Origin of the sequence: Burkholderia mayonis (genome assembly GCF_001523745.2) — a bacterium.
Classification (GTDB): domain Bacteria; phylum Pseudomonadota; class Gammaproteobacteria; order Burkholderiales; family Burkholderiaceae; genus Burkholderia; species Burkholderia mayonis.
Map to the genome: position 1 here is coordinate 1,819,753 of NZ_CP013387.1, position 24,845 is coordinate 1,844,597.

A 24,845-nucleotide genomic window follows, 5' to 3' on the forward strand; every position below is an offset into this window, starting at 1 on the left:
TGGACCCTTCGTTAGCATTCGATGACGTTCACGGCAAGGCCGCCGCGCGACGTTTCCTTGTATTTCGTCTTCATGTCGGCGCCCGTTTCGCGCATCGTCTTGATGACGGAATCGAGCGACACGTAGTGCTGGCCGTCGCCCTTCAACGCGATCCGCGACGCGTTGAGCGCCTTGATCGCGCCCATCGCGTTGCGCTCGATGCACGGAATCTGCACGAGGCCGCCGACGGGATCGCACGTCATCCCGAGGTTGTGCTCCATGCCGATCTCGGCTGCGTTCTCGACCTGGCCGGGCGTGCCGCCCATCACCGCCGCGAGCGCGGCCGCGGCCATCGAGCACGCGACGCCGACCTCGCCCTGACAGCCGACTTCCGCGCCGGAGATCGACGCGGTTTCCTTGTAGATGATCCCGATCGCGGCGGCCGTCAGCAGGAAATCGACGATCCCCTGCTCGTTCGAGCCGGGCACGAACTTCACGTAGTAATGGAGGATGGCCGGAATCACGCCCGCCGCGCCGTTCGTCGGCGCGGTGACGACGCGCCCGCCCGCCGCGTTCTCCTCATTGACCGCCATCGCGTACAGGTTCACCCAGTCGAGCATCGACAGCGGATCGCGCAGCGACTCCTCCGAGCGGTTACGCAACCGCGCATTGAGCTCGGCCGCGCGGCGCTTCACGCGCATCGGGCCCGGCAGCTCGCCGTCGACCTTGCAGCCGCGCTCGACGCAGGCGGCCATCGTCCGCCAGATCGCGAGCAGGCCCGCGCGCACCTCTTCGGCCGGGCGCAGCGCGCATTCGTTGCGGAACGTGAGCCCGGCGATCGACAGGCCGCTGTCGCGGCACGCACGCATCAGGTCGTCGCCGGTGCGGAACGGATGCGGCACCTCGGCCGCCGCGCGCACGCCGTTCACGCGATCGCCATCGCGATTGACGACGAAGCCGCCGCCGACCGAGTAATACTCCTTCTCGACGAGCAACTGGCCGTGCTCGTCGAACGCCTGGAAGCGCATCCCGTTTGGATGGACGATGCTCGTGCCCCCCATCAGCTTCCGGTAGAAGCCAAGATCGTCCTTCTCGTCAAAGCGGATGCCGCGCTTGCCGAGCACCGAAAGCGACTTCTCGGCGCGGATCGCCTTCAGCCGGGGTTCGATCAGATCCGGATCGATCAGATCCGGCAGATGGCCTTCGAGACCGAGCAGCACCGCCTTGTCGGTGCCGTGGCCCTTGCCCGTCGCGCCGAGCGAGCCGTACAGCTCGACCCGCACGCGGCGCACGAAGCCGAGCAGGTTCGCATCCTCGACATGCGACGCGAACCGGCGCGCGGCGATCATCGGCCCCACCGTGTGCGAGCTCGACGGCCCGATGCCGATCTTGAACAGATCGAAAACGCTGACGTTCATCTGGCTGCCCTTGCGTAGCGAAGCTTGGTTGACATTGGACGTCAGTACATCAAAGCGTAAAATCCGCCGATAGAACAAAAACGGCATTGGCGTGGGACGCCGCCGCCAACCGCCGCGCGCGACGGGCGCTTCATGCGTTTCGGCGATGATTCGCGGCGAAAAAACACAAGTCCCGCGCAGCCCGATCGGCGACGCTCGCAGTACAGACTGCGCGGCGGCCGGCCTTCGGGCGCCCCGCAGACTGGAGACACGCCGGGCCGAGCCCGGCCAACCGACGATTGCAGCCATGACCGCCGACGTATCCGCTTCCCCCCTCGCCGCCGATTCCTCGCAGCCGCGCCTGCGCTTCGGAATCGTGCTGCTGCCGAACTTCACGCTGACCGCGTTCTCGGGGTTCGCCGACATGCTGCGGCTGTCCGCCGACGACGGCGACTACAGCAAGCCGGTGCGCTGCTCGTGGACCGTGATCGGCGACACGCTCGCGCCCGTGCGCGCGAGCTGCGGAATCCAGGTGACGCCGTGGCGGACGTTCGACGATGCCGATGCCGACGCGTTCGACTACGTCGTCGTCGTGGGCGGGCTGCTGCATTCGGGGCCGCAAGCGGGGCCGGAGACGCTGCAGTTCGTCCGCCGCGCGGCAGCGGCGGGCGCGAACCTCGTCGGGATCTGCACAGGCGCGTTCGCGCTGATGCGCGCGGGCGTGCTCGACGGGCACCGCGTCTGCGTCAGCTGGTTCCATTATTGGGACTTCATCGAACGCTTTCCGAGTGTCGATCCGGATCTCCTGATCGCCGATCGCCTGTTCGTGATCGACCGGCGGCGGATCACCTGCTCGGGCGGGCGCGCGTCGATCGACGTCGCCGCGGCGATCCTGTTGCGCCACTTCGATCACGCGACCGTGCAGAAGGCGCTGCGGATCCTGCTCGTCGGCGAGATGCAGAAAGGCAACGCGCCGCAGCCGCATCCGCCCGGCCTGGAGCCGGCGACGCATCCGAAGGTCAAGCGCGCGATTCTGCTGATGGAACAGCACGTCGGGCGCGCGCTGCCGCTCGACGAGCTCGCGTGCAAGCTCGATCTGTCGACGCGCCAGCTCGAGCGGCTCTTCAAGGCGGAGACGGGCAAGAGCCCGCAGGCGTTCGCGAAGCAGGTGCGGCTGCGCACCGCCGCGTGGCTGCTGACGAGCTCGGACCGGACCGTCGCCGACATCGCGTCGAGCTGCGGGTTCGCCGATGCGTCGCACCTCGGGCGCGAATTCCGCAAGCAGTTCGGCGCGCCGCCCGCGGCATACCGGGAGAAAGGCGGCGCGGGCGGCGACGGGGACGCGTCGGCAATGGCGTGCGCGCTCGACAATGTGGATGCGGACGTCGATGCGGGTACGGATTCGGATTCGGATTCGGGTGCGGGTGCGGGTGCCGATGCGGATGCCGATGCGGGTGCCGATGCGGATGCCGATGCGGATACGCGTCGGGACGGCGTGGGCGCCGCCTGAGCGCGCGGCGGTCAGCGGCGCCGTCGTGCGGCGCCGAGCGCCCGGCAAGCACCGCCGCGCGCAGGCGCGTCAGTTCCCCGCACGCCGCTCAATGCGCGTCGACGAACGCCCTGAGCCGCGCATCCCGAATTTCCAGCATGTCGAAGAACCCGAGCGCACGCAGCGACGGCAGCGCGTCGAGCATGTCGCGCTCGGCCTCCGCGCGCGCTTCCGTCGATGCGCGCGCGTCGGTCCAGACGCGCGCGTTGGCAAGGAACGCTGCAACGGTCCCTTTGCGAGCCGACACGCCGCCGATTTCGATCCGGTCGACGTGATCGGGAAGGATTGCTTCTGCTTTCATCGTGAACGCCAGAGGGGTGGTGAAGAAGCCCACTGTAGATCGTCCTGTGTGGCGCAACTGCGGTATAAAGGCCAATCGATACGGTTTCCACGCCATGCGTTCGTCGACGCCTCCTGTTCCGCCCCTTGTGCGGCCCCTTGTGCCGCCGCGCTCAGCCAATCGGCCGACGGTCCGATGCTGCACGCTGCCCAGCTTCGCAGCGGCGACGTGCGCGTCACGCGCCGGCACTGGCACGCGTCATAGGGCCGGTCGATCGCAATTGCAAGTGCGAGGCAAATGCGCGTGCAGGCAAGTGCGGGTGCACGGCTTCGGCCCACCGGTCGCCCTGCTCTCGTTCGAGCGAGGAAACCAGCGGATAGATTCGCACGGCCGCTCGACCGGACGTCAGTCGCCGCCCGGCCCCACCGCCGATTTTCGCAACGCGCCCGGCGGCGCCCCATGAATGCGCTTGAACACGCGCGTAAGGTGCGCCTGATCCGCAAAACCCGTTGCGGCCGCGACTTCCGCGAGCGACATGCCGTCCCTCATCAGGGCCTTTGCCTTCGCGACGCGCCAATTGCGCAGCCACGCGTCGGGCGGCAGCCCATAGCGCCGCGCGAACTGCTTGCTCAACGTGGTCCGATGCATGCCCCAGCGTCGGGCGAGTGCATCCACGTCGGCTTTCGGCAGATCCTGGCGGCTCATCGACGCCTGCAACTCGGCGCACGCGTCGGCATCGGCCGCGACGGGCGTCGGTGCGCATTCGGCCACACCGTGCGCCATCAGCAGATCGAACAGCGCGGCGGACAGATCGGCCTTGCGCTCGGCATCCGTGAGTCTGTCGCGCGTCAGCACGGCCGCCCATCGACGGCATGACGACGCGTCGGAAATCACGACGTCGGCAAACCGCACGGGGCCCCCGCAAGACACCGCCGCGTGAGCGTCGAACCAATTCGTCTGGATGTACGCCATGCCGTACACGAGCAGACCGTCGGACGTTCCGCCGGTATGCACGGCGCGCGGCGGGATGACGACGAGGTCGCCCTGCCGGGCGACGTGGCGGACGCCTCGGCAGACGAACGTGCAATGCCCTTCCGCGATCGCGCCGACCGACCAGACGTCGTGAAAATGCGGCTCGAAATGGTAATCCTCGAGCGCGGCGGCCATGACTTCGCCCGGCAGTTCCGTTCCGCAATACCAGGTGAAACTCGAAATTCTCACGACCACTCCCCACCAAGCCGGTTAATCGATGCCGTAGCCGCCGTCGGCAAGCGAGCGGACCAGCAGCCACGCATTGCGCGGATTCTCGCCGACCCGGCGAACCGCGTAGGGCCACCAATCGTTTCCGAACGGCAAATAGACACGCACCTGGTAGCCCATCCGGCGTAGTTTAAGCTGCCAGTCGGTTCGCACGCCGTACAGCATCTCGAACTCGAATTGTTCCGGCGCCCAGCCACCGCGCGCCGCGCATTCGATGATCCGCGACGCGAGCCTGTCGTCGTGCGTGCCGAAAATCGGATAGAACCCGGCGTCGCGCGCGTCGCGCGACAGCATCAGGCGCGCCGCGTTGTCATAGCCCCGGTCGATGGCCTCGCTCCCTCGATGATCGTGCGACGCGGACTCGGGGAACGCGCCCTTCACGAGCCGTACCGCCGTGGGCTGCCTGACGAGGCGCGTCAAATCGTCGTACGTGCGCAGGCGGCGTCCCTGCAGTGTGACGGCGACTGGTAGGCCGTCCGCGCACAGCAACCGATGGAGTTCGCAGGTCCGGTCGAGGATCGACAGATCCTCCATGTCGAGCATGACCAGATTTCTGCCGCCGGGCCGCGCCGCATGCCGCGCGGCGCGCCGCGCGATCCGTCGCGCGTTCGCGGCGCCGTACGCATCGCTTTCCATGAAGCCGATCGCGGTCGGATCGATCGATACGTGCACGTCGAGCCCCGCGCTTGCGAGCGCATCGATCGCGGCGAGCGCCTCGCTCACGTTGATCTCGATCGCCGAGCGCTCGACCACGTATTCGCCCAGGTAAAACAGCGACGCACGGATGCCGTGCCGGTCGAACAGGCGCGCGGCCGTCGCGACCGCCGCGTCGGCATTCGCGCCGCCGACGAAACGCGTCGCGAGCGCGCTCCGCGCGGCGGCGGCGCGCATGATGCGCGAGACGACCGCGTTGCGCGCGAGCGAGATCATCGCATTTTGCAGCCGGCTCATCGCGCCGGCCTCGTGTAGTCGTCGGCCACGTGAACGTCGTCCACGGTCAGCGAGACCGTCATGCGAAAGCCCCGTCCGACGGTCAAGGGCCGGAAAGCGGCAAGCTCGAGGCCGGGATGATCGAAGAAGGTCAGCGACGCGTCGCCCACCATCGGATTTTCGATCGACACGTTGCGGGCGCGCAATCGCGCGAGTTCGTGAACGGAAGGCTGATCGTGCCGGCCGGCGCTCAGGCGCGGGAAGTGGCGCACGTTGAAGGTCGACGCGAAACCCGGATCGGGCAGCCGGTGGCTTTGCCCCTGCAGCGTGATCCGCGCGTCCGCGACGCGACGATCGCGAAACGTGAGCGTCGCGCCGAAACGCCCGCCCGCAGACAGGGCCGGCGACGCCGGCGAGCGCGCGCCGTAGCTGCGCGTCATCCCTGTGCGCCCGAATTGCTTGGGCCAGCCCTGAATCAGGCCACGCATCATCGCGAGATCCTGATCGACCCAGATGTACGGACAGTACGACACGCACTCGCCGTCACGCTCGCAAGCCATCAACAGGATGGTTTCCTTGTACTGACTCACGACCGGGTCGAGGTATTCGAAACCTTCGTCGGTGGCGAACTGCCAGTCGCAAAAATAGATCGCGCAACGGCCGGCGCGCTCGCCGCTCGCGGGCGCGAGGCCGTCGGGCAGGTAGGCCGCGACGGCCTCGGCGTCCGCCTCGAATTCGATCGCGAGACATTCGCCCGCATAGTGCCAAGGCGGCCGAGGCGCAAGGGACGAGCGTCCGGCCGGTGTCAGGGGGGTGGAATAACCTTGCAGCATAGCGCCTCCTTGGGATGAGGCCCCCAGTATCGGAAGCGGCGCGCGGTGCGTCTTGAATGCCAGTGACGCCTGACGCCTGACGCCTGGCGTTTGGCGTTTGGCGTTTGGCGTTTGGCGTTTGGCGTTTGGCGTTTGGCGTTTGGCGTTTGGCGTTTGGCGTTTGGCGTTTGGCGTTTGGCGTTTGGCGTTTGGCGTTTGGCGTTTGGCGTTTGGCGTTTGGCGTTTGGCTTGACGTCGATCGCCACGACGCGTCGGCGCGGCGGGCGAATTGAAGCGTCCTGCGGCGTTCGGAAGCGACGGATGCGTGTCGAGACATTCAGGCTCGCCGGCCGTCTCGCCGCCGGACCGCGGCGAGACGGATCATCGCGCGCGGCGGCCCTCGCCGCGCCCTTCGCCGCTTACGACTCGCGCGTGAACTTGTCGGCGTCGATGCCCAGTTCGGCGGCCATGTGCTCGACGAACGCCCTGAGACGGGCCAGCTCCGCCGCCAATTGCTTCTGCTCGGCTTTCAGCGCTTCGAACTCCGACGGCGGAACCGCATCGTCGTGAGCGCCGCGCTCGGGCACCTCATCCGGAATCACGTCGCCGCACAACAGATGCATCCACCGGCTTTCCCGCTCGCCCGGCGCGCGGTGCAGCTTCACCACGAGCCGCGGCGTGCGCGCCGCGAGTTCGTCCAGGAACGCCTCGACCGACGAGATGTCGGCGAAGCCATGCAAGCGCGCGCTGTTCAGGCGCAGCTCCGCGCCCGTCTGCGGGCCGCGCAACAGCAGCATCGTCAGCAACGCGGCCGCCTGGCTCGGAATGCCGAGCACGCGATTCATGTTGTGCTCGAAGCGCGGCACGCGGCTGCTGCTTCCTTCCGACGCCAGACTGAGACGCTTCAAGCCGTCGATGGCCGTGAGCACCTCGGCTTCCGTGACGCTCATCACCGGCGATCGAGCGGTTTTCTGGTTGCATCCGGCCGTCAATGCATTGAGCGACAACGGATACGTGTCCGGAACCGTGTGCTGCTTCTCGATCAATACGCCGAGCACGCGCGCCTCGAGGGGCGTCAGCGCGCGAATGGCCGGGCGTTGGAAAGCGTCGGGAGTGGAGTTCATAGGTGACGTCGCTACGTGCTGCTCTTGTGTTGAAATCGGCTCGTGAACCAGCCGGAAAACCGGCGGGCGAATCAAATGATAGCCGGGCTCGGCGCAACGGATAATACCGCGTGCGGTCGACGCAAGCGGGCGGCGCCCTTCGGCGAACGCGTCGACCAGATGCGCGGCTTCTCCGGCCGCGAAGCAGCGGCGCAGCGACTGCACGCACGCATCGATTGGCACATCGGGATGGAATAAGAAAGAGGCGCTGTTCGTTTATGCCGAGCGACCATGCGCGCGGCGTTTCGCCGCAGGCAGTCGTTGCTCCCGTCAATTGCGCTGTCAGGCAATCGGGATGATCTCTCCACGTCTCGAAAAATGGAGTCACGCCATGAAAGCTCTGCGTCATGTTTCCTCCCCCGACCCGCCCTCCCGCATCGCAGGCCCGCCGACGTTCGCGCGCGCGTATCGCGCCGTCGCACGCGGCCTGCGCAATGCCGCATGCGGGGCCGGCATCGTCGCGCTATCGTCCGCTCTCGCATGGGCGGGCGGCAACGAAACGATTCTCCCGCCGTCTTCGATGACGACATCGACCGTCCCCGCGAACGGCGACGTCAATCCATACGGCATCGCCTTCGTGCCGAGCGGCGTGCCGTCGTGGAGCACGCTGAAGCCGGGCGACGTCGTCGTCTCGAACTTCAACAACAAATCGAATCTGCAAGGCACCGGCACGACGATCGTGAAACTCGTTCCCAACGCCGATCCGGTGACCTTCTTCCAGGGCAGCAACCTGGGCCTCACTACCGCGCTCGCGGTGGTGAGGAGCGGCTTCGTGCTCGTCGGCAACCTGCCGACGACGGACGGCTCGACGATCGCGTCAACCGGCTCGCTCCTCGTCATCAATCCGCAAGGCAGGCTCATCAAGGCGCTGACGAATCCCACGCTGCTGGACGGGCCGTGGGATCTCGCGGTGATCGACCGGGGGCAACGGATCACCGCGTTCGTGTCGAACGTGCTGAACGCCACGGTGACGCGGCTCGACATGACGATCGGCGACAACGGCGTCATGGTGATGCCGAGCTCGCTCGTCATCGCGTCGGGTTATCTGCATCGAACCGATCCCGCGGCGCTCGTCGTCGGCCCGACGGGCTTGGCATACGATTCGACCCGCGACGTGCTGTACATCGCGTCGACGGGCGACAACGCGGTGTTCGCGATTCACGGCGCCGCGTCGACGACGCGCAACAACGGCGTCGGACGGATGATCTATTTCGACAACGTGCATTTGCACGGACCGCTCGCACTGGCGCTCGCGCCGAACGGCCATCTGGTCGTATCGAACGGCGATGCCGTCAATCCCGATCCGAATCAACCGAGCGAAATCGTCGAGTTCACGCCGGAGGGACGATTCATCGCACAGATGCAGGTCGATTCGGTGCCGGGGGCTGCGTTCGGTCTCGCGTTCGGCATGAGCAGCAGCGGGCAGCCACAGTTCGCGGCGGTCGACGACAACACGAATACGGCAACCGTCTGGGCGTTGCGCAGCAAAGACAAGGGCGACTGAAGGTCCGGTCGCAGCGGGCCGCCGGTAGCAAGGTTTCGTGCCGGCGGACAGCGACCGGCCACTCAAGCGGATCGCGCTGGTTGAAAGCCACGGTGAGGTATCGATGCACGCGATCGCGTGTCGCGCCATCGCGACCGAATCGGCGGCATCGGATTGCGGGAGAAACAGCGATGCGGGATTCGCGATGGCTCGCGCCGGCCAGTCGGGAATGGGCGGATTATCAACGTAGGAAGCGTGCCGGCCGAGGCGCGGCCTTTTCGGCATCGCTCATCGATCCAGTTCGGCGTAGTGCCGGAATATCCCTTCTTCGTTGAACGGAATGCGCCGATCGGACGCCAGATAGCGCGCGATCGGCGCATGCTCCGCCACCCTGCGGTGCAGTTCGATCAGCCCGGCGTGCTTTCGTTCGATGCGGGCCATCGCGTTCGGGAACGCGTAGCGCAGGCCCTCGATCAACTGGAATATCGACAGATCCGCGTAGGTCAGATCGCTGCCGGCCATGTAACCGCTCTTGTGCGGGTTGTGGGCGAGCACCTTGCCGAAATAGCCGAGGAACTTGGGCAGGCGATGCTCGATGAAATCCTCCGCCCGCATCGCCGCTGCCGCCTTTTGATCCTCGTAATACAGGCCGCTCGCGATCGGATGATGGGTGTCGTGGATCTCGACGACGAAATCGGACACCGTCAACTGCAACTGGTGCACCCACTGCCGCCCGGCCTCGTCCCGCGGCGCGAGGCGATGCCGGGCGCCGAGGAACAACAGGATGTTGGCGGTCTGTCCGACGATCTGGTCGCCGGCCTTGAGAAACGGCGGCGCAAACGGCAGGCATTCAGCCGATGTGCTCTCCATCAGGCGCATCATCGCCGACACACCTCGCGACGATTCGCGCGCCACATCCACGTATTCGGCTTCGGCCGCTTCGAGCGCCAGCCGCACGAATTCGCCGCGGCCCTGGATTTCTGGCCAGTAGTAAAGCTCGTAGCGCATGCTGCCCTCCATGAGGCATTTTTCCATTTTACGCGTGGGGTCAGCGCCCGGATTCGCCCCGAAAGCGACATCCCGCTCGCCTTGAACACGGAAACTCTGACACCCCCGCGGTCATATGTTCGAGAACCCGGAGAGCAGTCATTCGTCATTCATGCGGCAAAGGCACACGAACACCCGTCAAGTCCGAAAACCAGCCCATTGCCGCGCGATGCCCTCCTGACATTTCACACCGCCCCACCACCCTCCAACTCGACATACCCCTCCACTTCCCCCGCCACAAAAAGCCGCTTCCCGACCCGCGGATAATCACAGACATCATGCTCCAACCGCTGCCCGGCGGCGATGAACACAAGCGGCACGTCCCCCGAATTCTTCAGCACATGCGCGGGCCCGCATCGTGCAAATCCCAGAAAATCCCCCGGCCCGACCGGATACACCCGTTCATCGATCGTCGCCTCCCCATATCCGGACAAGACGTACACGCACTCCTCTTCGTAAAGATGCCGGTGATACTCGGACGATTCATGCCCCGGCATGATCGTGATGATGAGAAACCCGAACTGCGTGATTCCGGTCTTGTCGCTCAACGGCTTCTTCAAACGGACCGCGTTTTCGTTCAGCGAATGAACTGAGCGCACCGCATCCATTGCATCGATATCGGCCGCTTTCAGCAATTCCGGAGGGTTGTTCGACATGATTTATCTCGCTCGAATGGGGATAAGATTGATCTGAATGAAACAATTGCGCTCGACAAGCCGCGCCATAAAACGCAAACCAACGCAAGCCGACGCAACTCAACGCAGCGCAAGCACACGCACAAACGCCGCCCAGGGCCACGCAAGCACGCGCGCCCGCCGACCACCACCGCACATCTAAACCAGTTGCCGCTTCTCCAGCTCTTCCGCCAGCGCATCCGTACTCACGAACTTGCATCCCAGCAGCCCCGCGTTCACCGCGCCTTCGACGTTGGCATCGGCGTCATCGATGAAGAGCGTCTCGTCCGCCGACGCGCCGAGCCACCCGACGCATCCCAGATAAGCCCGCGCATCCGGCTTCGCCGCGCCGAACGTCGCCGACGGATAGACGTCCGCCCCGAAGACCCGCGCGACAGGAGGATTCAGATAATCGATGTAATCGGTGACGAGCCGGCAGTTGTTCGTCAACACCGCAATCCGGCTGCGTTGCGCGACCCGCTCGGCAAGCGCGATCGCATCCAGGTTTGGCGTGATCGACGCCCTGCGCGCGATCAGCCAATCGTCGCGGCTCACCGGCGCGCCGAGCAGTCCGCCCAGCTCGGTCAAATATTGGTCGACGCCGATGAGCCCCGCGTCGGCGCGCGCCTCGAGGCCCGAGCCCCAGATCGCGTGGCGCACCACGTCGGGTGGCCGCCCCGTCAGGTCGGCAAGGCGCACGGTGCGCGCGGCGCGATCGTAGATCGACAGCACGCCCTCCATATCGAACAGGACCAGCTTGATCGGCTGCGTCATGCGGTCGGCCTCCCGTAGAGCGCCCGGAAGCGCCGATCCGCCAGCGGGCGGCGGGTTCCGGACGGCGGACAGTCTCTATTCTGCTAGCCCGGCGCCGTTTCGCCAAAACCCGCTTCCCGAGGGTTATCCCGAATGCTCACCCAAAATCAAAGTTGTATGATGACCACATCACCTTACAAAATAAGCGCGATGTTCGAGAAAATCCCGACCCGGGCGATGAGCGACACGGTCGCCCAGCAGCTTCTGAAGCAGATCGAGATCGGCAGCTTCGCCGGCACCGGCAAGCTGCCGACCGAAGCCGTGCTCGCGCAGGAGTTCGGCGTGAGCCGCACCGTGATCCGCGAGGCGATCTCGCGTCTCAAGAACGAAGGCGTCGTCGAGCCGCGTCAGGGCAGCGGCGTCTACATCGCGCAGCACGCGGCGATCCGGCCGCTGCGAATCGATTATGCGGAGGCCGTCGAAGCGACTTCGCTGCCGCATCTGCTCGCGGTGCGCCGCGCGATCGAGGCCGAAGTCGCCGCCGAAGCCGCGCTCTGCCGCACCGACGAGGACATGGAAGACATCGACGCCGCACTCGCGAAGATCGACGACGCGGTCGCCGAAGGCCGCGATGGCGTCGCGGAGGACGTCGCGTTCCATCGGACGATCGCGAGCGTCACGGGCAATCCGTACTTCCTGAAGACCCTCAGCTTCCTGAACCAGTATCTCGAGGCGGGCGTCACGGTCACGCGTCGCAACGAGGCGACCCGCGAGGACTTCTCGCGGCAGGTGCGCGAGGAGCACGCGGCGATCGCCGACGCGATCCGCGCGCGCGATCCGTCTGCGGCCCGCAACGCGGCCCGCGCGCACATGTACAACGCGGCCCGCCGTCTCGCGGAAGCCGGCATTTGCTGATCCGCGGTCCGCGAACGGCCGCACGCCGCGCGAGGATCGCATCCCGAACGAATCGAGAAGAAGGTTGACCATGTCACGGAATGTTGGAGTCATCGGACTGGGCGCGATGGGCCTGGGCGTCGCCCGTTCGCTGTTGCGCGCGGGCTTTCGCGTGCATGCGTGCGACGTGCGCGAGAACGTGCTCGCCGCGTTCGCCGCCGAAGGCGGCGCGCGCTGTGCGACGCCCGCCGAGCTCGGCGCGCGGTGCGATGTCGTGATCACGCTCGTCGTCAACGCGGAGCAGACGGACGCGGTGCTGTTCGGCGAGCACGGCGCGGTGACCGCGATGAAGCCCGGCGGCGTCGTGATCTCGAGCGCGACGGTCGCGCCGGAGTTCGCCGTGCAGCTCGGCGCGCGGCTCGCGGCGGCCGGCATGCTGATGCTCGACGCGCCCGTGTCGGGCGGCGCGGCGCGCGCGGCGTCGGGCGAGATGACGATGATGACGTCGGGCCCCGCCGCCGCGTACGAAGCGTGCGACGACGTGCTAGCCGCGATCGCGGGCAAGGTCTACCGGCTCGGCGACGCGCACGGCGCGGGCGCGAAGGTGAAGATCATCAATCAGTTGCTCGCGGGCGTGCACATCGCGGCGGCGGCCGAGGCGATGGCGCTCGGCCTGCGCGAAGGCGTCGATCCCGACGCGCTCTACGACGTGATCACGCACAGCGCCGGCAACTCGTGGATGTTCGAGAACCGCGTGCCGCACATCCTGAACGGCGACTACACGCCGCTGTCGGCGGTCGACATCTTCGTGAAGGATCTCGGCCTCGTGCTCGACACCGCGCGCCGCAGCAAATTCCCGCTGCCGCTTTCCGCGGCCGCGCACCAGATGTTCATGAGCGCGTCGAGCGCGGGTCATGGCGGCGAGGACGACTCGGCCGTCATCAAGACCTTCCCCGGCATCACGCTGCCGGCGCACCGCTGATTCTCCGGAGGCCTCTGTCGCCATGAACACCGATCAAGTCTCTCGTCCCCTGCTCGGCTGCATCGCCGACGATTTCACCGGCGCCACCGATCTCGCGAACATGCTCGTCAAGAACGGCATGCGCACCGTGCAGACGATCGGCGTGCCGGCTGCCGGCGCGTCGGTCGAAGCCGATGCGATCGTCGTCGCGCTGAAGTCGCGCACGATCCCCGCCGCCGACGCGGTCGCGCAATCGCTCGCCGCGCTCGAATGGCTGCACGCGCAGGGCTGCCGCCAGTTCTTCTTCAAATACTGCTCGACGTTCGATTCGACCGACGCGGGCAACATCGGCCCCGTCGCCGATGCGCTGCTCGACGCGCTCGGCGGCGAAGACGCGTTCACGATCGCGTGCCCCGCGTTTCCCGAGAACGGCCGCACCGTCTATCGCGGCCACCTGTTCGTCGGCGATGCGCCGCTCAACGAATCGGGCATGGAAAACCATCCGCTCACGCCGATGAAGGACGCGAACCTCGTGCGCGTGCTGCAGCGGCAGACGCCGTCGAAGGTCGGCCTGATCCGCTACGACGTGATCGCGCTCGGCACGTCCGCCGTGCGCGAGACGATCGACACGCTGCGCCGCGAAGGCGTGCGGTTTGCGATCGCCGACGCGCTGACCGACCACGATCTGTACGTGCTCGGCGAAGCGTGCGCGGACCTGCCCCTCATCACGGGCGGCTCGGGCGTCGCGCTCGGCCTGCCGTCGAACTTCCGGCTCGGCGAGCTGCTGCCCGAGCGCGGCGACGCGGCCGCGCTGCCGAAGATCGGCGGCGCGTCGGCGGTGCTCGCCGGCAGCGCGTCGAAGGCGACCAACGCGCAAGTCGCCGCATGGCGCGTCGAGCGCCCCGCGTTCCGGATCGATCCGCTCGCGGCCGCGCGCGGCGAGCCCGTCGTCGAGCAGGCGCTCGCGTTCGCACGCGCGCATCTGCCGCAGCCGGTGCTGATCTACGCGACCGCCGCGCCTGACGAAGTGAAGCAGGTGCAGCAGGCGCTCGGCGTCGAGGCCGCCGGCCATCTCGTCGAAACGACGCTCGCCGCGATCGCGCGCGGGCTGCGCGCACTCGGCGTGCGCAAGTTCGTCGTCGCGGGCGGCGAGACGTCCGGCGCGGTCGTGCAGGCGCTCGACGTGAAGGCGCTGCGGATCGGCGCGCAGATCGACCCCGGCGTGCCCGCCACCGCCACGACCGGAGGAAGCTCCCGCGGGACGCTCGGCGCCGAGCCGCTCGGTCTCGCGCTCAAATCCGGCAACTTCGGCGCGACCGATTTCTTCGACAAGGCGCTGCGCGCGCTGGAGGGCGCGGCATGAGCACCGCCGAAGCGAAGCTGCGCGACGAGATCTGCGAGATCGGTGCGAGCCTCCATGCGCGCGGCCATGCGGCCGGCAGCGCGGGCAACATCAGCGCGAAGCTCGACGACGGCTGGCTGATCACGCCGACCGACGCGTGCCTCGGCCGGCTCGACCCGGCCGGCATCGCGAAGGTCGACCTGAACGGCAACGCTGTGTCCGGCGGCAAGCCGTCGAAGACGCTCGCGCTGCATCGCGGCATCTACGCGCGCAACGCCGACGCGCGCGGGATCGTCCACACGCATTCGACGCACCTCGTCGCCCTCACGCTCGCGGGCGTCTGGAGCGAAGCCGACGTGCTGCCGCCGATCACGCCGTACTACGTGATGAAGGTCGGCCACGTTCCGCTCATCCGCTATCGCCGTCCGGGCGATCCCGCCGTCGCCGCCGAGGTCGCGGCGCTCGCCGATCGCGTGCGCGGCGTGCTGCTCGAACGGCTCGGCCCGGTCGTCTGGGGCCCGTCGGTCGCGCACGCGTCGTACGCGCTCGAAGAGCTCGAGGAGACCGCGCGCCTGTGGCTGATGACGAATCCCAAACCCGAGCCGCTCGACGACGCCGCGCTGAACGAGCTGCGCGATGCGTTCGGCGCGCGCTGGTAACGCAGTCCCGCCCGCCGTGTGCGCGGGCCAACCCGCCAGCACACAACGAAACGCACCGGCCGCGCGCGCGGCCGGCGTCGATAACTCATGGAGACACCGGAAATGATTCCCAGCCCAGCAGCCGCGGCACGGCCGCTCGACACGGCCGGACAGGCCGAGCTCGACCTGACCTACAAGAAAGTGTTCTGGCGCATCGTGCCGTTCCTGATGCTCTGCTACGTGGTCGCGTATCTCGACCGCGTCAACGTCGGGTTCGCGAAGCTGCAGATGTCGCAGGATCTCGCGTTCAGCGAAACCGTGTTCGGCCTCGGCGCGGGGATCTTCTTCCTCGGCTACTTCCTGTTCGAGCTGCCGAGCAACATGCTGATGCACCGGATCGGCGCACGCATCTGGATCGCGCGGATCATGATCACGTGGGGCCTGCTGTCCGCGCTCTTCGCGTTCGTGAAGACGCCGACGCAGTTCTACGCACTGCGCTTTTTGCTCGGCCTCGCGGAAGCGGGCTTCTATCCGGGCGTGATCCTGTATCTCACGTACTGGTTCCCGACGCACCGCCGCGCGAAGATCATCGCGGTGTTCATGTCGGCGATTCCGGTGTCGGGCATCTTCGGCAATCCGCTGTCCGGCTGGATCATGGAACGGTTTCACGGCGGCGTCGGCTTCCACGGCTGGCAATGGATGTTCGTGATCGAGGCGGTGCCCGCGATCGCGATCGGCATCGCGACGATCCTCTATCTCGACAACAGCATCCGCGGCGCGAAGTGGCTGACCGAGCGCGAGAAGAAGCTGCTGATCGACGAGATCGAAGCGCAGCCGCACGAGCGCAACAAGCACGCGCACTCGCTTTCGACGGTGCTGCGCGATCCGCGGATGTGGTGGATGTCGCTGATCTACTTCACGTTCGTCACCGGCCAGTACGGACTCACGTTCTGGATGCCGACGCTCGTCAAGTCGACGGGCATCACCGACACGCTGCAGATCGGCCTCCTGAGCGCGATCCCGTTCGCGGTGGCCATCGTCGTGATGAACCTGTTCGGCCACAGCGCCGACAAGCGCCGCGAGCGCCGCTGGCACCTGATCGTGCCCGCGCTGATGGGCACCGTCGGCTTCGCGGTCGCCGCGTCGTACTCGCACAATACCGCCGTGTCGATCCTGTTCCTGTCGATCGCCGCCGGCGGCGTGCTGACCTGCGCCCCGCTCTTCTGGTCGCTGCCGACTGCGTTCCTCGCGGGCAGCGGCGCCGCGGCCGGCATCGCGATCATCAATTCGATCGGCAACCTCGCCGGCTTCGCGAGCCCCTATCTGATCGGCTATCTGAAGGACGCGACGAGCAGCACCGCATCGGGCATGTACGTGCTCGCCGCGATGCTCGTGATCGGCTCGATCGCCGTGTGGCTCACGCCGGCGAAGCTCGTCAACCGATAATCGATCGTCGGCGGGGCGGCGCACGCGTTGCGATACGCCGCCCCGCCGCCCACTCAACCTCCGGACCTGGAACCGACGCCATGCCACGCTTCGCCGCCAACCTCACGATGATGTATAACGAGCACGCGTTCCTCGATCGCTTCGCCGCTGCGGCACGCGACGGCTTCAAGGCGGTCGAGTACCTGTTCCCGTACGATTTCCCCGCCGCCGAGCTGAAAGCGCGCCTCGACGCGCACGGCCTCGTGCAGGCGCTCTTCAACGCGCCGCCCGGCGACTGGGCGGCGGGCGAGCGCGGAACCGCGTCGCTGCCGGGCCGCGAGGACGCGTTCAGGCGCGCAATCGACACCGCGCTCGACTACGCGCGCGTGATCGGCAACGACAAGATCCACGTGATGGCGGGCCTGATCGCGCCGACGCAGGATCGCGCGAAGCATCGCGACACGTATCTGCGCAACCTCGCGCACGCAGCCGACGCGGCGCGCGCGGAGAACGTCACGATCGTCATCGAGCCGATCAATCCGCGCGACATGCCGGGCTTCTTCCTGAACCGCCAGGGCGACGCGCAGGCGATCTGCCGCGAGGTCGGCGCGCCGAACCTGAAGGTCCAGTTCGACTGCTATCACTGCCAGATCGTCGAAGGTGATCTCGCAACGAAGCTCAAGCGCGACATCGCGGGCATCGGCCACATCCAGATCGCCGGCGTGCCGGAGCGCCACGAGCCGGACATCGGCGAAATCAACTATCCGTATCTGTTCGAGCTGATCGACGCGCTCGGCTACGACGGCTGGATCGGCTGCGAGTATCGGCCGAAGGCCGGCACGTCCGAGGGCCTCGGCTGGCTCGCGCCCTACCTGTAATCCCGCATTCTCACGAGGCACACTTCGATGAAAGTTCTGATCACTGGCGGCGCCGGCTTCCTCGGCCAGCGTCTCGCGAAACAGCTGCTCGCGCGCGGCGAGCTGGCCGGCCCGAACGGCGCGCCGGAACGGATCGACGCGCTCGTGCTGCTCGACGTCGTCAAGGGCAACGACTTCGGCGATCCGCGCGTGACGACGATCGTCGGCGACATCGCCGAACGCGTCGTGCTCGACAGCGCGATCGACGCGCACACGCACGCGATCTTCCATCTCGCCGCGATCGTCAGCGGCCAGGCGGAAGCCGACTTCGATCTCGGGATGCGGATCAATCTCGATGCGTCGCGCCTGCTGCTCGACGTGTGCCGCGCGCGCGGACACCGGCCGCGCGTCGTGTTCACGAGCTCGGTCGCGGTCTACGGCGGCGCGCTGCCCGACGTCGTGCTGGACGACACGGCGCTCGATCCGCAGTCGTCATACGGCGTGCAGAAGGCGATCGCCGAGTTGCTGCTGTCCGACTACGCGCGGCGCGGCTTCGTCGACGGCCGCGTGCTGCGGCTGCCGACGATCAGCGTGCGGCCGGGCCGGCCGAACGCAGCGGCTTCGTCGTTCGCGAGCGGGATCATCCGCGAGCCGCTGAACGGCGAGGAAGCCGTATGCCCGGTGCCGGGCGACACGCGGCTCTGGCTGCTGTCGCCGCGCCGCGCGATCGAGGCGCTCGTCGCCGGCTGCGAGCTGGACGGCGCGAAGCTCGGCAACCGGCGCGTGATCAATCTGCCGGGGATCTCGGTGACGGTCGACGAAATGATCGACGCGCTGCGCGAAGTCGCCGGCGCCGACGCGGTGAAGCGGATCCGCCGCGCCGAGGACGAGCGCGTCGTCAAGATCGTCGGAAGCTGGCCGGGACGGTGGGACACGTCGCGCGCCGAGGCGCTCGGCCTGAAGGGCGATGCGAGTTTCGTCGACGTGATCCGCAGCTACATCGACGACGATCGGCGTTGAGTCCTGCGCCCGCCCGTCCGAGTCGTGCCGCGGGCGGGCGTATCGAATCGGTTCCAATCGCGCGCCCTCGTCCGGCATGAGCGATGCGGCGGCGGGCGATCCTCGCGCAGCGCGCCGATGACGCTCGCCGACGACGCTTTCCATGTCGCATGTCGCGCACGACCCGCCGGCATCGGCGCTTTCGCGGTCAGCCCGCCGACACCTTGCTCGGCCCGTCCCTCACCGCCGCGCTCACATCCGGCCCGTTCGACTCATCCCGAACCGAACCGGCCGGGATCGACGCTCGGCGCTCCCCGCCTTTACGGGACGTTGAATTACGCCGCACCGCGCTGCGCTGCATTGCGCTGCGTCACGTCACTTCATGCCACGACGCGCCCGCGCCCGCGCCCGCGCCCGCGAGCTTACGTTTCACCCATCGCTCGCTTTCATGCGACAAACGCACGCACCCGGCGTTACGCTTCGAAGGCCAATGCGACAGCGGCGCACGGCCCACCCGCCGCGCCGCGTCAAGCCCCGCGCCTGCGACACCGCCAGCATCCGCGCAGCAAGCCGCGTTTCGGACTATCGTTATAAGAATCCGGTCCTTGATTTCGCGCCGGTGTGCCACCGGACGACCGGACGAGCCGCGCGCGACGCGCCGGCTCGACGAACGCTAGGATATGGCTGCCATCTACGATTTCAGCGCGCGCAAGCTGCGCGACCTCTACGATCGACGGCTCCGCTGCGGCGCGGTGCTGGACACGGCCGCGCTGTTTCCGGACGCCGCGCGCTTCACGGCCGCGTGGCACGCGATCCGCGACGAGGCGCTCGCGGCGGCGCGCGACCTGAGCCGGATTCCGCGCTTCCACGAAATCATGCGCGAGCAGGCGGCGATCTCCGCGAACGACGCGCGCGACTGGCGGATGTTCATCATGCAGGCATACGGCGTGCGCTTCCCGCAGAACCTGGGGCGCTGCCCAACGCTCGCGTCGATTGTCGCGGCGTCGCCCGACGTGCTGTCCGCATCGTTTTCGTTTCTCGCGCCGGGCAAGCACATCCCGCCGCATCGCGGTCCGTTTCGCGGCATCCTGCGCGGCTATCTGGTGCTGTCGATGCCGACACGCGCGGACGGCGCGCCCGCCGCCGTCCTGAAGATCGACGGCCGTGACTACCGGCTCCACGACGGCCAGTTCCTGCTATGGGACGACACGTTCGAGCACGAGGTCTGGAACGAGAGCGACGCAGTGCGGATCGTGCTGCTGCTCGACATCCGCCGCCGCGACCTGCCGCCCGCGCTCGCGCTGCTGTCGGGCGCGCTGATCCGGCTCGTGCGCGTCGCGATCCGGTTGCGCGGCGGCGCGATTCCGGTCTAGCTCGCTCGCGCGCCGGGTCGAATGCACGCCGTTCGCCGCTACGGAATCGCAACGAGAATCCCGCCGGACAACTGCCTGAAGCACCCGTGACGCATCTTGCCGCGCCGATGCGTAAATATCGCGCATACCGCACGTGCGATGAAGATGAATGGAATGGCGCCCAACGCATCGGTTTGCAGCGCCCCGTTACCGCGTATACCGGCGCATGCGGGCGCATCCAAGAAAAACGTTCAGTTTTCTGCTTTCCCCCCCGCGAACAGGGAGCGGGCGCGCGATTGGCGCCGACGGGAGGGATCGACCGGCGAAACGAACGACAGCCCGCTCGACGGCCGGCTCGATGAAAAACCCGGCCGACGAGCGCGCGCCGCGCGGGCCGCACGCCTGCGCAGCGCCTGCCGCGCTTACTGAATGCCAAGATAATGCCTGACGGCCGGCAGGCCCGGCTTGCCGTCGAACGTCGTCACGCCGGCGAGCCACTTGTCGAGCGCCTGCGGATTCGCCTTCAGCCACTCGCTCGCCGCCTTGTTCGGATCTTCCTTGTTCATGATCGGCAGCATCACGTGGTTCTCGATCGACGTCGTGAACTGCAGGTTCGACACGAACTTCGCGACGTTCGGGCAGCGCGCCGCATAATCGGGCGGCGTCGCGGTCAGCACCTTCGCTTCGCCGTAGTTCGGGCCGAACACGTCGTCGCCGCCGCTCAGGTAATCGATCTTCATCTGCACGTTCATCGGATGCGGCTCCCAGCCGAGGAACACGATCCACTGCTTGTCGCGGATCGCGCGGTTCACCTCGACCAGCATCCCCGCCTCGCTCGACTCGACGAGCTTGAACTTGCCAAGGCCGAACTGGTTGCCGTCGATCATCTTCTTGATGAGCGCGTTGCCGTCGTTGCCGGGCTCGATCCCGTAGACCTTGCCGTTCAGCTTGTCCGCGAACTTCTGGATGTCGGCGAACGACTTCAGGCCGCCCTGGTACACGTAATCCGGCACCGCGAGCGTGTACTTCGCGCCCGTCAGGTTCGGCGCCGCCAGCACCTTGATCGTGCCCGCCTTCGTGAACGGCGCGATCATCGGATCCATCGTCGGCGACCAGTAGCCGAGGAACACGTCGATCTGCTTGCTCTTGATCCCGGCGAACGTGATCGGCACCGACGCGATCGTCTTCGTCGGCGTGTAGCCGAGTCCGGCGAGCATCGTGGACGCGAGCCCCGTCGTCGCGGCGATGTCGGTCCAGCCGACGTCCGCAAAGCGCACTGCCTTGCAGGTCGACGGATCGCCCGCCCAGGCGCTCGCGAGTGGCGCAGCCGCAATGGCGAGCCCGCAGGCCGCCGCGATCAGATTTCGCTTCATCGTGCTTCTCCTCATCAACAAAGATGTCGTCAACATGGGATCGAATCGTTGCTTGAACGCGCGCCGCGATCCCGGCGGCCACGCGTTTCGTTCGATGCGCTCAGCGCACCGGCACGCGCCGCTCGTGGCTCGGCGCATGGCCGAACTGCGCGCGGTACGCCTTGCTGAAATGGCACGGCGAATGAAAGCCGCAGATCGTCGTCACGCGCGCGATCGACGCGTCGGTCGTGCGCAGCAGATCGCGCGCGCGTTTCAGGCGCAGCGTCAGGTAGTAATGCGTCGGCGACACGTTCAGATAGACCTTGAACATGCGCTGCAGATGCCGCTGCGACAGCCGCACGAGCCGCGCGAGCTCCTCGAGCGACAGCGGCTCTTCGATGTTCGCCTCCATCAGCCGCACGACCTCGATCAGCTCCGCGCGCGAGAAGCCGACGCGCGCGTCGACCGGAATCGGCTGTGGATCGGTCGCGCCGCGAATGCGTTCGAGAATGAACTGCTCGGATACCTGCGCGGCGAGCGGCGGCCCGAGCCGCGCGCCGACGAGGTTCAGCATCAGGTCGAGCGGCGCGGTGCCGCCCGTGCAGGTCAGCCGGTCGCGGTCGACGACGAACAGCTCGTCGGCGAAGCGCACTTGCGGAAACTCCGCGTGCAGCGCCGACAGGTTCTCCCAGTGCACCGCGCACCGGTAGCCGTCGAGCAGGCCGCACGCCATCAGCGCGTATGCGCCCGTGCAGATGCCGCCGAGCGGCACGTCGCGCGCGGCGAGCGCCGCGAGCGCGTCGCGCACCGGGGCGTCGACCGCCTCGCGAATCCGGATCCCGCCGCAGACAATCACCACGTCGGGCGGATCGTCGACGTCGAGCCTCTGCGTCGGCCGCACCGCGATCCCGTTGCTCGCGCGCACGGGCGCGCCGTCGAGCGAGAAGATCGACCAGCGGTAGTGCTCGGCGCGCGCGACGTAGTTCGCCATGCGCAGCACCTCGACCGCGCTCGTGAACGCGATCATCGAAAAATGCGGCAACGTCAGGAACCCGAAATGCGCGACCGGGGAAACCGGCTCGGCGCGGGCGGCGGGTGCGGCAGCGGCGGCGGACGTCACATCGTTCTCCGGCGAACGGGTTGCACGAAGCCGCTCCGGCGGCGGAACGCCCGTCGGAGACGACTCGATTGATCGATTGGCGAAACGAAGGAAGGGGAAAGCGTCAGGCCTGCGCGACCGACGAGCGCGAGCGCGGACCGAACAACTGCCTGAAGCCGGAGAAGAGCGGCGCTTTCACGGCGCCCGGCGCGCGGCCGAAGCTTTCGGTGATGCGGTCGAGGATGATCGCGAGCAGCACGACCGACAGGCCGCTTTCGAAGCCGAGGCCGATGTCGAGACGCTGGATGCTCGCGAGCACGTCGTTGCCGAGGCCGCCCGCGCCGACCATCGACGCGATGATCACCATCGACAGCGCCATCATGATCGTCTGGTTCACGCCCTGCATGATCGACGGCAGCGCGTTCGGGAACTGCACCTTGTAGAGCAGCTGCCACGGCGTGCAGCCGAACGCCTGGCCCGCTTCGACGATCTCGCGGTTCACGTGGCGGATGCCGAGGCTCGTCAGGCGCACCGCGGGCGGCATCGCGAAGATCACCGTCGACAGGATGCCCGGCACGCGGCCGAGGCCGAACAGCATCGCGGCCGGAATCAGGTAGACGAACGCGGGCATCGTCTGCATCAGGTCGAGGATCGGACGCACGATCGCCGCGACCCACTTGCTCTTCGCAGCCCAGATGCCGAGCGGAATGCCGAGCACGAGGCTCACGATCGTCGACGACAGCGTGAGCCCGAGCGTGACGATCATCTGATCCCAGAAGCCCGTCGCGAAGATCAGGAACAGCGCAAGCGCGGTGAAGATCGCGAAGCGCCAGCCGACGCGCCAGAGCCCGACGCCGATGAAGAGCGCCATCATCGCCCACATCGGCACGGCCTGCAGCCCGTGCTCGACGAGCGCGGCGAGTCCTTCGATCGCGCGGCCGATCGCATCGAACGTCTTCGCATCGTGGTCGAGCAGATAGTGAACCGACTGGTCGACCCAGCTACCGAGCGAAATGAGTTCAGACATGGGAACCTCGCGAACGCGTAATGGCTTTCAGAAGCACGGCCCGATCGACCGAGCCGCAATAACAGCCGTCGTCGTCGACGACGGGCAGCGCATGCGGATGCGCGACGACGCGCTCGACGACGTGGTCGAGCGTCGCATCGCGCCGGATGCTCTCGACCTGGCGGACGTTCGGCGTCGCGCTGTTCAACGCGTCGCGCGTGACGAAGCCGCGAATCTTGCGCGCCTCGTCGAGCACGAATGCGTACTCGGCACTGCCGTTCAGCGACGCGGCGACGTTCGTCGCGTCGAGCTTCGACACGAGCGGCACGGCGCCCGTCAGCATCAGGTCGCCCGCCGTCAGATAGCGGCTCGTGTCGATGCCTTCGAAGAACGCGCGCACGTAATCGTCGGCGGGGTTCGCGATGATCTCCTGCGGCGTGCCGACCTGCACGAGCCGGCCGCCTTCCATGATCGCGATCCGGCTGCCGATGCGCAGCGCCTCTTCGAGATCGTGCGACACGAACATGATCGTGCGGCGCTGCTCCTTCTGCAGTTGCAGCAGCACGTTCTGCATTTCCTTGCGCTTCAGCGGATCGAGCGCGGAGAACGCCTCGTCCATGATCATCAGCGACGGGTTGACGGCGAGCGCGCGCGCGAGGCCGACGCGCTGCTGCATGCCGCCCGACAGCTCGGCGGGCAGCTTGTGCGCGAACTGCGCGAGGCCGACCTGCTCGAGCACGTCCATCGCGCGCCGCTCGCGGTCCTTGCGGCTCATGCCGCCGACCTCGAGGCCGAACGCGGCGTTCGACAGCACCGAGCGCTGCGGCATCAGCGCGAACGACTGGAACACCATGCTCATGTCCGTGCGGCGCAGCGCGGTCAGCTCGGAACGGCGCACCGCGGCGACGTCGCGCCCGTCGATCAGCACTTTGCCGGCGCTCGGCTCGACGAGCCGGTTGACGAGCCGGATGAGCGTCGACTTGCCGGAGCCGGACAGGCCCATCAGCACGAAAATCTCGCCCTCCCGCACGTCGAACGATACGTTGTGCACGCCGACCACCTGGCCCGTGCGCGCGAACACGTCGTCCTTCGTCGCGCCCGCGGCGAGCATGTCCAGCGCTTGCCGCGGATTGCTTCCAAACACCTTGCACAGACCTTCGACTACGACCTTCGGGGCATCCATTGCAACGTCTCCTCGTGTAGCGGGGAAATACGCCGTCACAGCGTGCCTACATGGTTGCTAGAAAAAACCCCGTGCAGCCGACGAATTACGACAAACGCTTGCGCAAATACGACACGCTCGGCGCACCGCAACAATGGTGCGGCGCACCGAGCGCGCGACGCCGCCGCGCCGTCGCTCCCGGCCCGCGCGCGCCGACTCGCGCGGCCACCGCGTTGCCGACGACTTTCGGCGGCGAAAACAGCGCCTGATAGTCGACATAGAGGGGGTTGCCGTCGAGTTTTACGCCGTTCGCGTAAATCGGCACGATCGACTCGAGCTTGATGCCCGTCGCGCCGGGCACGGGCGTGATCGGCACGCTGGGCCGCGGCAGCAGGCCGAAGGAGTTCGCGCGCCCGGTGATCTTGAGCTGA

23 protein-coding genes and 1 pseudogene are annotated in these 24,845 nt (G+C 67.4%); 11 read left to right on the plus strand and 13 right to left on the minus strand.

All coding sequences use genetic code 11. From position 1 onward, the window contains the following. Positions 1 to 11: 11 nt before the first annotated feature. A complete protein-coding gene (locus tag WS70_RS26740) occupies positions 12 to 1,397 on the minus strand; it encodes an L-serine ammonia-lyase (RefSeq protein WP_059471325.1) in 1,386 nt (461 codons plus the stop codon). A 286-nt stretch (positions 1,398 to 1,683) separates the two neighbouring features. Between WS70_RS26740 and WS70_RS26750 the strand changes: the two genes are divergently transcribed. Further along, the gene (locus WS70_RS26750) at positions 1,684 to 2,886 is read left to right on the plus strand and encodes a GlxA family transcriptional regulator (protein WP_059598296.1); all 1,203 of its coding nucleotides are present in this window, start codon (positions 1,684 to 1,686) and stop codon (positions 2,884 to 2,886) included. An 88-nt stretch (positions 2,887 to 2,974) separates the two neighbouring features. Here WS70_RS26750 and WS70_RS26755 read toward each other — a convergent pair whose 3' ends face one another. From WS70_RS26755 to WS70_RS26785, 5 genes are all read right to left on the minus strand, one after another. Next, the gene (locus WS70_RS26755; protein ID WP_059471323.1) at positions 2,975 to 3,226 is read right to left on the minus strand and encodes a hypothetical protein; all 252 of its coding nucleotides are present in this window, start codon (positions 3,224 to 3,226) and stop codon (positions 2,975 to 2,977) included. A gap of 384 nt (positions 3,227 to 3,610) precedes the next feature. Beyond that, positions 3,611 to 4,426, minus strand: a complete 816-nt coding sequence (locus WS70_RS26765; protein ID WP_059598304.1) for a helix-turn-helix domain-containing protein — start codon at positions 4,424 to 4,426, stop codon at positions 3,611 to 3,613. A 21-nt stretch (positions 4,427 to 4,447) separates the two neighbouring features. Continuing rightward, positions 4,448 to 5,416 carry a proline dehydrogenase family protein gene (locus WS70_RS26770; protein ID WP_059598295.1) on the minus strand — a complete coding sequence of 323 codons (969 nt, stop codon included), beginning with the start codon at positions 5,414 to 5,416 and terminating at the stop codon, positions 4,448 to 4,450. After that, a complete protein-coding gene (locus WS70_RS26775; protein WP_059471321.1) occupies positions 5,413 to 6,228 on the minus strand; it encodes an acetoacetate decarboxylase family protein in 816 nt (271 codons plus the stop codon). Before WS70_RS26775 ends, WS70_RS26770 begins: the two co-directional genes overlap by 4 nt. Before the next feature lie 398 nt (positions 6,229 to 6,626). Then, entirely contained in the window at positions 6,627 to 7,331 is a 705-nt protein-coding gene (locus tag WS70_RS26785) for a YceH family protein (RefSeq protein WP_059471320.1), read from the minus strand. A 42-nt stretch (positions 7,332 to 7,373) separates the two neighbouring features. Between WS70_RS26785 and WS70_RS31965 the strand changes: the two genes are divergently transcribed. Further along, positions 7,374 to 7,568: a hypothetical protein gene (locus WS70_RS31965; RefSeq protein WP_156438122.1), complete on the plus strand. Its 195-nt coding sequence runs from the start codon at positions 7,374 to 7,376 to the stop codon at positions 7,566 to 7,568. 133 nt (positions 7,569 to 7,701) lie between these two features. Beyond that, positions 7,702 to 8,874, plus strand: coding sequence for an NHL repeat-containing protein (locus WS70_RS26790; RefSeq protein WP_082722419.1), 1,173 nt, complete (start codon positions 7,702 to 7,704; stop codon positions 8,872 to 8,874). A 267-nt stretch (positions 8,875 to 9,141) separates the two neighbouring features. Here the strand turns inward: WS70_RS26790 and WS70_RS26795 are convergent, their stop codons facing one another. The 3 genes from WS70_RS26795 to WS70_RS26805 all read right to left on the minus strand — a co-directional run bounded on the left by WS70_RS26795 (position 9,142) and on the right by WS70_RS26805 (position 11,348). After that, positions 9,142 to 9,861, minus strand: a complete 720-nt coding sequence (locus WS70_RS26795) for a glutathione S-transferase (protein WP_059471347.1) — start codon at positions 9,859 to 9,861, stop codon at positions 9,142 to 9,144. A gap of 224 nt (positions 9,862 to 10,085) precedes the next feature. Further along, positions 10,086 to 10,556, minus strand: a complete 471-nt coding sequence (locus tag WS70_RS26800; RefSeq protein ID WP_059471319.1) for a cupin domain-containing protein — start codon at positions 10,554 to 10,556, stop codon at positions 10,086 to 10,088. Between the two features lie 177 nt (positions 10,557 to 10,733). Continuing rightward, positions 10,734 to 11,348, minus strand: a complete 615-nt coding sequence (locus tag WS70_RS26805) for an HAD-IA family hydrolase (protein WP_059598294.1) — start codon at positions 11,346 to 11,348, stop codon at positions 10,734 to 10,736. Between the two features lie 189 nt (positions 11,349 to 11,537). On the opposite strand from WS70_RS26805, the gene WS70_RS26810 reads away from it, so the two are divergent. From WS70_RS26810 to WS70_RS26845, 8 genes are all read left to right on the plus strand, one after another. Beyond that, positions 11,538 to 12,242 (plus strand): FadR/GntR family transcriptional regulator, encoded by a 705-nt coding sequence (locus tag WS70_RS26810; protein ID WP_059598293.1) that lies wholly within the window; start codon positions 11,538 to 11,540, stop codon positions 12,240 to 12,242. Positions 12,243 to 12,282: 40 nt separating this feature from the next. Further along, positions 12,283 to 13,203, plus strand: coding sequence for an L-threonate dehydrogenase (ltnD, locus tag WS70_RS26815; protein WP_226382977.1), 921 nt, complete (start codon positions 12,283 to 12,285; stop codon positions 13,201 to 13,203). A 22-nt stretch (positions 13,204 to 13,225) separates the two neighbouring features. Beyond that, the gene (gene otnK / locus WS70_RS26820) at positions 13,226 to 14,545 is read left to right on the plus strand and encodes a 3-oxo-tetronate kinase (protein WP_059598291.1); all 1,320 of its coding nucleotides are present in this window, start codon (positions 13,226 to 13,228) and stop codon (positions 14,543 to 14,545) included. After that, the gene (gene otnC, locus WS70_RS26825) at positions 14,542 to 15,183 is read left to right on the plus strand and encodes a 3-oxo-tetronate 4-phosphate decarboxylase (protein WP_059598290.1); all 642 of its coding nucleotides are present in this window, start codon (positions 14,542 to 14,544) and stop codon (positions 15,181 to 15,183) included. Before otnK ends, otnC begins: the two co-directional genes overlap by 4 nt. A 102-nt stretch (positions 15,184 to 15,285) precedes the next feature. Next, positions 15,286 to 16,608 (plus strand): MFS transporter, encoded by a 1,323-nt coding sequence (locus tag WS70_RS26830; RefSeq protein WP_059471313.1) that lies wholly within the window; start codon positions 15,286 to 15,288, stop codon positions 16,606 to 16,608. An 80-nt stretch (positions 16,609 to 16,688) separates the two neighbouring features. Beyond that, on the plus strand, positions 16,689 to 17,465 hold the full coding sequence (gene otnI / locus WS70_RS26835; protein ID WP_059471312.1) for a 2-oxo-tetronate isomerase: 777 nt from the start codon (positions 16,689 to 16,691) through the stop codon (positions 17,463 to 17,465). Between the two features lie 27 nt (positions 17,466 to 17,492). Continuing rightward, a complete protein-coding gene (denD, locus tag WS70_RS26840; RefSeq protein WP_059598289.1) occupies positions 17,493 to 18,464 on the plus strand; it encodes a D-erythronate dehydrogenase in 972 nt (323 codons plus the stop codon). A gap of 659 nt (positions 18,465 to 19,123) precedes the next feature. Further along, a complete protein-coding gene (locus tag WS70_RS26845) occupies positions 19,124 to 19,816 on the plus strand; it encodes an aspartyl/asparaginyl beta-hydroxylase domain-containing protein (RefSeq protein WP_059471310.1) in 693 nt (230 codons plus the stop codon). Between the two features lie 401 nt (positions 19,817 to 20,217). Here WS70_RS26845 and WS70_RS26855 read toward each other — a convergent pair whose 3' ends face one another. The 4 genes and pseudogenes from WS70_RS26855 to WS70_RS26870 all read right to left on the minus strand — a co-directional run. Next, complete coding sequence (locus WS70_RS26855; RefSeq protein ID WP_059471309.1) at positions 20,218 to 21,168, minus strand: choline ABC transporter substrate-binding protein; 951 nt, start codon at positions 21,166 to 21,168, stop codon at positions 20,218 to 20,220. Positions 21,169 to 21,268: 100 nt separating this feature from the next. After that, the gene (locus WS70_RS26860) at positions 21,269 to 22,267 is read right to left on the minus strand and encodes a GlxA family transcriptional regulator (RefSeq protein WP_059598288.1); all 999 of its coding nucleotides are present in this window, start codon (positions 22,265 to 22,267) and stop codon (positions 21,269 to 21,271) included. A gap of 103 nt (positions 22,268 to 22,370) precedes the next feature. Then, positions 22,371 to 23,273: a choline ABC transporter permease subunit gene (gene choW, locus WS70_RS26865; RefSeq protein WP_059598287.1), complete on the minus strand. Its 903-nt coding sequence runs from the start codon at positions 23,271 to 23,273 to the stop codon at positions 22,371 to 22,373. Next, a pseudogene (locus WS70_RS26870) lies at positions 23,266 to 24,645 on the minus strand (quaternary amine ABC transporter ATP-binding protein); the annotation flags it as partial. The gene choW and the pseudogene WS70_RS26870, both read right to left, overlap by 8 nt. Positions 24,646 to 24,845 lie beyond the last annotated feature (200 nt).